The sequence below is a fragment of the Clostridium puniceum genome (assembly GCF_002006345.1).
Classification (GTDB): Bacteria; Bacillota; Clostridia; order Clostridiales; family Clostridiaceae; genus Clostridium; species Clostridium puniceum.
Genome location: NZ_LZZM01000045.1, coordinates 1 through 5,846, shown reverse-complemented (window position 1 = coordinate 5,846; position 5,846 = coordinate 1). Strand labels below are relative to the sequence as shown.

Sequence of the window (5,846 nt, the reverse complement as noted above, 5' to 3'; positions counted from 1 at the left end):
GATTATCTTTTATAATAACCATTTGAATCACCTCACAAAATAAATCTAGATTTATTTTGTGCAAACTCATCGAATAATATAAAGCTGTTTTGCCAAGCTATGAATTTTATTAATTAGAACTTATATAATTAAATTTTAAATAAAGTTTTGAATAAAACACCACCTTTAAGGCTAGAATTTAAGCTAAAGGAGGTGTTTTTTATTTTTACTGAAAAGTTTGATAGAAACAAAAGAATATTACAAATTTTAGCTACATTTATTACTATAATAATGGTTTTAACAGCAAGATTATACATATTACAAATATATCCATCTGAAAAAGTTCAAAGTTCATATCAAAACCACCAGGAAGAAAATATTAGTAATATGAGTTATAAGATTTTAGATACTAATGGAAAAGATCTAATGAAGTATGAGAATAAGTATGTACTTGTAATAGATACAAAGCCCTTCAGTTTAAATAATTACGAAGAAACGCTAGAAGACTTAATGGCTTTAAATTTTATAATGAAGTCTGAAAATCCTGATTTTAACTATACTGAAATAATGAAACAAGGTGGAAAGATGTATTTCAATATTTCAGAAGATTCATATAATAAAATAAATAATCTCAAGAATGTAAAAGGAATATATACGTATATTACAGATGAAACAGATATAAAAAAAGCATGGAGTGTTAGCAGCATGTTTTCAAAAATATTAGATGAGGAACATGAAGTGGGATCACTTGAAGGAGAACTATATAATTATTTAAAGGAAAATGAAAAGCCTAAAAGTGAATTTTACTTAGATAGCAGAGCGGTTTATACAAAACAATTATTAAGTGTAAGTGATAAAAATAACAATTTAAAGTTAACTATAGATAAAGAAATTGAAGACAAAGTTAGAGGTGTCTTAAATAAAGAAGAATACTCTTATTTAAATAATGTTGGTATAACCATAATGGAGGCCGATACTGGAAAAATAAGAACTATAGTACAAAAAGACGAAAGTGCAGCGAATATAAACTTAGGTATACAGCAAATAGGATATGAACCAGGTTCTATTTATAAAGTGATAACACTTGGAGCAGCTTTAGATATGGGATTATTGAACATAAATAACAATTTTACATGCAATGGTAAAATATGTAAGGAGGTGCATGGTAGATTATCAGTTGAGCAGGCGTTTGAGAAATCCTGTAATGATATATTTGCAGAGATAGGATCTATGGTTGGATATGAAAAATTAATGGAATATTCAGAAAAACAAGGATTGTATAATAGAATATTAAATTTTGAAAGTGGAAATAGAAATGAAGCAAAAGGAGTAAAACCAATTAAAGAAGCAGGAATAAACAATATTTCTATAGGACAATGTATGAATGTAACACCAGTGCAAATGTTAGGTGCTATAAATACTATAACCAATAATGGAGTATATATAAAACCATATATAGTTGAAGATATTTTAGATAAAGATAATAATTTAGTAAAAGAATTTAAAACTGATAAAAAAAGAGTATATAGTGAAACCACTGCTAAATTAATAAAAAATTCTATGAGGCAGGTTATTATAAAAGGTACAGGAATAAAGGCTTATATAGGAGATTTAGATGTTGGAGGAAAAACGGGTTCAGCAACTGGTGGCGATAAGCAGACCCATGGTTGGTTTGCTGGCTTTTTTGACATAGGGGAAAAGAAATATACAATGATAGTATTTACACCAGATATAAAATCAGTATTAGATAGTCAAAATGAGATGTTAGGTGGAGGAGATACGGCAGCTCCAATTTTTAAGGATATAGTTAAAAATTTAAACATGAGACAAGATTAGACCTTATATAATGAAAAATACTAATTTAAATATCAATAAAGTCATACAATAAAAATATTCGCATAACTAAATATAAAAAAATAAATATGTACACGCAACTTTTCTGAAAATTAAACATATTATAATAGCAAGCACTGATATGGAGGAAAAAGGTGTTTGTATTAAATAGCTTTATAGACTTGATATGTAATTCGTTTTTTCTTACGGGATATGTAACAAATAGCAATACATTTCCATTGCCTTTAGATGAAGCAGAAGAACAAATGTATTTGAAGAAATTTAAAGAGGGAGATAAGGCTGCAAAAAGTATTTTAATTGAAAGAAACCTAAGATTGGTCGCTCATATAGTGAAAAAGTATTCATTTCCTAATAAAGATGTAGATGAATTAATTTCAATTGGTACTGTTGGATTAATAAAAGCTATTGATTCCTTTGATTCTAGTAAAGGTACTAGACTTGCTACTTATGCTTCAAGATGCATTGAAAATGAAATATTAATGTTGTTTAGGAATAACAAAAAACAGAAAAGTGAAATATATCTTCAAGATCCAATTGGAGTTGATAAAGAAGGAAATGAATTACGTTAGTGATGATGTATATAAGTATCACTAACGTAGCAACTTAGGATATAGCCTTATTTTAAAGTTATCATTCCTTTGTCCTTGGTTCTTGAAATATTCTATTTTAAATATTATAGATTTAAAAAATTTATTCTTCAAGACTATATCATCTGTATTTTCATAACCATGAATCATACTTTCAAAAATTCTTATATCGTCTTCAGAGGCTCTTTTATTTTCTTGTTCTAGCATATTATTTAATCTGATAAGTTCATTTTCAATATTTGTCTTACGTTCATCAATGTTCTTTGATCTTTCTAAAAACACATCTTCTGTATATACGTCTCTTTCAAATAAATCAAATAACTTTAACTTTTGATTATTAAGAGCATTTAATTCCTTGTTTAATGCTAATAATTGCTTTGAATGTATATCTGTATTTATATTTTTATTTTCAGTTTTTATAGTAATTTTGTAGTTAGATAAATATTCTTTTAATGTCTTCAAAATTTCATTTTCAAGGTAATCAAAATTAAGACTTTTATTACCACATTTATGAATACACATAATTCGTTTCTTATTTTTTACTGTTCTCATAATCATCTTGTTTCCGCAAACTCCACAAATGATTAATCCAGAAAGTGGATTACAAAGCTTTCCATTAACCTTATATGGAACATGATATCTTTCATTTAAAATTAAGTTGGCCTGATTAAAGAGAGTTTCTTCAATTATTGATGGATGTTTGCCGTTGGATATTATCCAGTCATTTTTATCTCTAGTTTTACAATTCATTATTTTATCTGGGTCAGTAGATTTTTTGTATTCTTTCTTTTTCCATGTAATTTTACCAATGTAGACAGGATTTTTTAATATTGAAACAATAGAGCTACCACTAAATGAGTTTTCAAATTTAGTCTTATAACCTAAAGAATTTAAATATGTTGCAATAGTTCCAGCACCATCGCCTTCAACATATAATTTAAAAATAAGCTTTACTATTTCAGACTCATCATTATTTATTTTTAATGTTCTATTTTTTTTTATATAGTTTATATCATAACCGAGTGGAGGATTAGTTGCTATATAGTTTCCATCCTCAACGCTCCTAACGCGCCCGCCTTGCATGCGACGGGTTATAGTTTTAAGTTCTCGTCTACTAAAGAAAGTTTTAAATTCTGTCATTTCTTCATCTAATTCATTATTCAAATCATAAGTCTTTACTGGGGTTATTATTTTGGTGTCACTCTCTTTGAAAGCATCTAAAATTATTCCTTGGTCTTTCATACCACCACGCCCAAGTCTATCAATATCCATTACTAAGACGCCTGCATATTGTTTGTTTTCAATTTCTGTTAAAAGCTCTAGCATTTTAGGTCGATTAAATAAACTATCTCCAGAAACAATTTCTTCTTTTATCTCAACTATGTTAAGTTTTTTTTCTTTAGCAAATTTAAGTAAGGCTTTTCTATGCTTAGAAAGCGTTTCTCCTTCTCCTAAAGTTTTCTCAATTTCTTCATCAGCACGTGATTTTCTTAAATAAATACAAATTCTATCCACTTTACTCAAGCTCCTTTTACAAAAAATATATTATAAAACCTAACAATTATGCTGAGAACTTAAAAGTTATTTTAATTATTAAATAATTAGGTTTTATATATTTTAATTAATGCGTACATTTTCTACATTTTTCTCTAATATAGTATTTTATTCATAAAAATATAAGAAATGTGTTATAACAATCCTATTCGAAATAGGTCGAACGTTTACTGGCAGTAAATTTATTTTGTAGTATAATACTTTTAGAAAAGAAAAAACACCTAAGTAAACAGAAAATATATATAGAAATTTAAATATATATTTTTATTATTTAAAATGATCTTAGGCTTTATATAGTGAAAGAAGGTAACAAAATTGGAAATATTAAAACAACTAGAATTATTGTTGAATAAAAAAATTATTAATTTTAAAATCAATAATAATATATATAAATAATAAGGATTAATCCTTATTATTTTTTCTTAATAATAAATGTTGTATATCTGCTTTTAGAGCAGTTATAAGAAGATCTTCTACATCTTTGCTAAAATTAATATCAGTTATGTAGCCTTCATCGATTAGTTCCAATGTAGTATTTTCTATTGATTTAAATTGTTTTCTTTTCGCTATTAGATCAGTTTCTGATTGAATTCCATATCTCCAATATTCTTCTGGCATGTTACTATATAGAACTAATTTTCTTAAAAAATCATTAGATGGAAGCCTATCTCCTCTTTCTACCATGGCATATAATTGTTCGGAAACTCCTATTTTTTCAGCCATTTCTCTCTTAGTGCTTAATTTTAATTCATTTTCTCTATACGATCTTAATCTTTCCTTAAACATTATGATCCCCTTTCTAATAATTGTATATAAAAAGTATAACACAAAAATGTGTTATTTCAAGAATTTTTTAATACAAAAATGTGTTATAATTCTACTTTGTAAAACAAAAGTGTTTTATAGAAAAAACTAGATAAATGAAGAAAAAGCCATAAAATATCACTTGAACGGTCTTTTTTTCAATTTTGTGCGTTTTACAATAAAACAAATTTGTTTTGTTCTATTGACATGGAGGTGAGTGCATGGAAGTAAAAGCCAAAAGACTTAAATCTAATTTGAAAATTAAAGGTATTTGTGAAGAACTCGGAATAAGTAGAAGCACATATTACCTCATAGAAGTTGGACAAAGAAAATTAAAAAAAGAAGAACAGGAAAAACTAGACAAGCTCTTTGATGAAAGGATGTGCATTAATAAATGAGTATTATTTTAGAACAAGAATTAAAGTTATTAAGAAAAATTGAAAATTTGAAGAAAAAGAGGAATGTAGAAAAAGCAAATTAACAACTTGCTTTTTGTAAAACTATTATGAATATTGCTTAACAAATAAAAATATACATTTAACGAGGTGGTTAATATGGTGGAGATAGAAATTGTAGAACCAAACATCTCACAAGAAGAGAATCAAAAAAACCTTGAGATTGTAAAGGGAGTATTAGAAGAGATAGCAAGAGATATGCAGAGAAAGAGAAGAGTAAAAACAAACGAGTGATAATAGGCTGAAAAGCCTTAAACATTCTCTTTTTAGTAAAATTCAAATACTCCCATTATATTCTATTAATTGAAAATTATAAATAGAACAATATTTATTAAAAGGAGGAGTGCATGGATGGATAAAAGAGAAGAAGAGCTAAGGGGAAATATTTATAAAGCTTGGGATAAACATGGAAGAGGTTCTAAAGAATTAATAGAAGCTAGTGAAGATTTAGATAAATATATGAATGAACATTATTACAGAAAAATGATTAAAAATGAGAGGAGACAGTAAAATGCTTGAATTTGGTGTTGATTTTCCGTTAGAAGAATTAGAGGAAAGAGTTAATGCTGGTTACTTTGATGAAGAGCTTTATATCTTTTTATCAGCAACTTTA

At 26.8% G+C, this 5,846-nt stretch carries 6 protein-coding genes and 1 pseudogene; 5 read left to right on the top strand and 2 right to left on the bottom strand.

Features of this window, described 5'->3' with window-relative positions; translation table 11 throughout:
• Positions 1-192 precede the first annotated feature (192 nt).
• Both CLPUN_RS03995 and CLPUN_RS03990 read left to right on the top strand, forming a co-directional pair.
• Positions 193-1,815: a penicillin-binding transpeptidase domain-containing protein gene (locus tag CLPUN_RS03995; RefSeq protein ID WP_242954038.1), complete on the top strand. Its 1,623-nt coding sequence runs from the start codon at positions 193-195 to the stop codon at positions 1,813-1,815.
• A 152-nt stretch (positions 1,816-1,967) separates the two neighbouring features.
• Positions 1,968-2,393, top strand: a pseudogene (locus CLPUN_RS03990) (sigma-70 family RNA polymerase sigma factor); the annotation flags it as partial.
• Between the two features lie 30 nt (positions 2,394-2,423).
• On the opposite strand, the gene CLPUN_RS03985 reads toward CLPUN_RS03990, so the two are convergent.
• Positions 2,424-3,935, bottom strand: coding sequence for a recombinase family protein (locus tag CLPUN_RS03985; RefSeq protein ID WP_077846086.1), 1,512 nt, complete (start codon positions 3,933-3,935; stop codon positions 2,424-2,426).
• A gap of 441 nt (positions 3,936-4,376) precedes the next feature.
• Positions 4,377-4,760, bottom strand: a complete 384-nt coding sequence (locus CLPUN_RS03980; protein WP_077846085.1) for a helix-turn-helix transcriptional regulator — start codon at positions 4,758-4,760, stop codon at positions 4,377-4,379.
• 239 nt (positions 4,761-4,999) lie between these two features.
• Here CLPUN_RS03980 and CLPUN_RS03975 point away from each other — a divergent pair, with 239 nt between their 5' ends.
• The 3 genes from CLPUN_RS03975 (at position 5,000) to CLPUN_RS03970 (ending at position 5,743) form a co-directional block, all read left to right on the top strand.
• Positions 5,000-5,176, top strand: a complete 177-nt coding sequence (locus CLPUN_RS03975; protein ID WP_077846084.1) for a helix-turn-helix domain-containing protein — start codon at positions 5,000-5,002, stop codon at positions 5,174-5,176.
• Positions 5,177-5,332: 156 nt separating this feature from the next.
• A complete protein-coding gene (locus tag CLPUN_RS29110) occupies positions 5,333-5,467 on the top strand; it encodes a hypothetical protein (RefSeq protein ID WP_278281599.1) in 135 nt (44 codons plus the stop codon).
• A gap of 117 nt (positions 5,468-5,584) precedes the next feature.
• Positions 5,585-5,743 carry an aspartyl-phosphate phosphatase Spo0E family protein gene (locus CLPUN_RS03970; protein ID WP_077846083.1) on the top strand — a complete coding sequence of 53 codons (159 nt, stop codon included), beginning with the start codon at positions 5,585-5,587 and terminating at the stop codon, positions 5,741-5,743.
• Positions 5,744-5,846: the final 103 nt, after the last annotated feature.